We start from the raw sequence: 2,118 nt of genomic DNA on the forward strand, positions 1-2,118 counted from the left end.
AGTCGGCATCGACGAAGTCGGCATCAAGAACCACCTGAAACGCGAACGGGGCCTTGAGTTGATCCTGGTAGTACTTGAGCGATCGGCTCAAGGATTCGTCGCGGTACTTCACTTCTACGAGTATCCAAGGGCTCCCCTCCCTGGCCACCAGGAAGTCCACTTCGCGCTTCTCCTTGTCGCGCAGGTAACCGAGTTCGAACCGTCCCAGTCCCATGTCGTTCCAGCCTTCGACCGCCTTGAGAAGATGGCACGCGACGAAGGTCTCGGCCTTCTGCCCCACGTCTTCGATGTCGGCCCAGTCCCTCAGGTACCACTTGGGCTCCTTGCGCAGCGATCGCGAGACGTTCCGAAACCACGGCCTGACGAGGAATCCCAGATGGAAATCGCACAGCGCGGCGACCCAGCGCCGGACGGTGTCCGCGGCCACGCGCACCTCCCTGGCGAGGTTGCCGAACACGAGCTGGCGCCCCGACTGACGGGTCAAGCGCCGGACCAGCAGTTCCATCTGGTCCATCTGCTGGACCTGCGTCAGGTCTCGGATCTCTTCCCGGACCAGTTGCTGGAGACGCAGCGACCGCCATCTCCGGCTGAACCGGTTGTCGCGCCTGAGGAACGGTTCCGGGTAACCTCCGTGGTGCCACAGGGCCTCGAAGTCCGCTGACTCAATCATGCGCGGCTGGCGGATGACCCGCTCCGCGTCGGGGAGTTGTCGGCTGACGGTTTCCGCCACGGAGAACGGATGCATCCGGTAAGAGAAGTATCGCCCCATGAGACTGTCACCGCCGCGGCGGTAGACATCGAGACGGCTACTGCCGGTGACGATGATGCGGAGCCGGTCACCGTAGGTATCGTAGAGACCCTTCAGGAAAGGCTTCCAGCTTGGGAACTTGTGAAGCTCATCGAAAAGCGCCACTGGAGGGGTTTCGGAGAGGCGGTTCGCTCCCACCGCCTCCGCCAGGTTGCCAGGCCCGGCCAGTAGCAATTCCCGATCGTCGACGTTGTCCCAATTGCGGTAGCTGTCGGCGTGACGCCGGCAGGTCGTGGTCTTGCCTACTTGCCTCGGACCGCTGACGAAAGCCATTTGGCGGTTGGCGGCCAAGTGCTCCGACAGCAAGCCGTCGTAAACACGCGATTCCGTCTCCATGTCCGACTATTATCCATAGCGTCGTATTTTAGTCAAGACAATTCGACGATGTGCCGTACTTTGGTCGACCAATCGCCGCATCCGAGTCCATATTTTCTCTTCAGAGATTTCGGATCGGTACCGGCTCGATGTCGTCGGCGGGGGTGAAGCCGAAGACACGGCCGTAGAAGTAGAGCTCCGCCTCCAGGGCGCGCACGATGGTTTCCGCCTGGCGGAAACCGTGGCCCTCGCCTTCGAAGGGCAAATAGGCCACCGGCAGACCCTTGGCGTCCAGGGCGTCCACCATGGCTTCGGCCTGATTGGGCGGTACCACCTTGTCGTCGAGCCCTTGAAAGAAAATGATCGGGCAATCGAATTCGTCCAGGTGATGGACGGGAGAACGTTCCCTGTAGGCGGATTCCGAATCCGGCAGAGGACCGATCAACCGGTCCATGTAGCGGCTCTCGAACTTGTGGGTGTCCCGGGCCAGGGCCATCAGGTCGCCGATGCCGTAGAGGCTGGCGCCGGCCCGAAAGGTGTCGCGGAAGGCGAGCGCGGCCAGCGTCGTGTAGCCGCCGGCGCTGCCGCCGCGGATGATCAGACGGTCCGGGTCCGCCCGGCCCGAGCCGGCGAGGAATCGGGCGGCGTTGACGCAGTCGTCCACGTCCACGATGCCCCAGCGCCCGTCCAGGCGCGCTCGATAGGCGCGCCCGAAGCCGGTACTGCCGCCATAGTTGACGTCGACGACGGCGAAGCCGCGGCTGGTCCAGTACTGGATGGCCAGCGTGAACGCGTCGTTGGTGGCCCCCGTGGGGCCGCCGTGCGAGCGCACGATCAGGGGCGGCAACTCCCCCGCCGGGGCGGCATGGTGCTGATTGCGAGGCGGGTAGTAGAAAGCGTGGGCCGACAGCCCTTCGGCGGTGGGGAACTCGATGGCTTCCGCTTCCGAAATGTAGCCCGGGTCGACGGTGGTCTCCGTCGCCCGTTTCAGCACC

The 2,118-nt window shown here is 63.9% G+C and carries 2 protein-coding genes; both read right to left on the reverse strand.

The genetic code is table 11. The features are described from left to right. On the reverse strand, window positions 1-1,144 hold a 1,144-nt coding region (locus tag OXF11_21435; GenBank protein ID MCY4489653.1), incomplete at its 3' end, for an ATP-binding protein. A 100-nt stretch (window positions 1,145-1,244) separates the two neighbouring features. Next, window positions 1,245-2,118, reverse strand: an 874-nt coding sequence (locus OXF11_21440) for a prolyl oligopeptidase family serine peptidase (GenBank protein MCY4489654.1), incomplete at its 5' end; no start/stop codon positions are given.

It is taken from the genome of Deltaproteobacteria bacterium (assembly GCA_026712905.1).
Lineage (GTDB): Bacteria > Desulfobacterota > Binatia > UBA9968 > JAJDTQ01 > JAJDTQ01.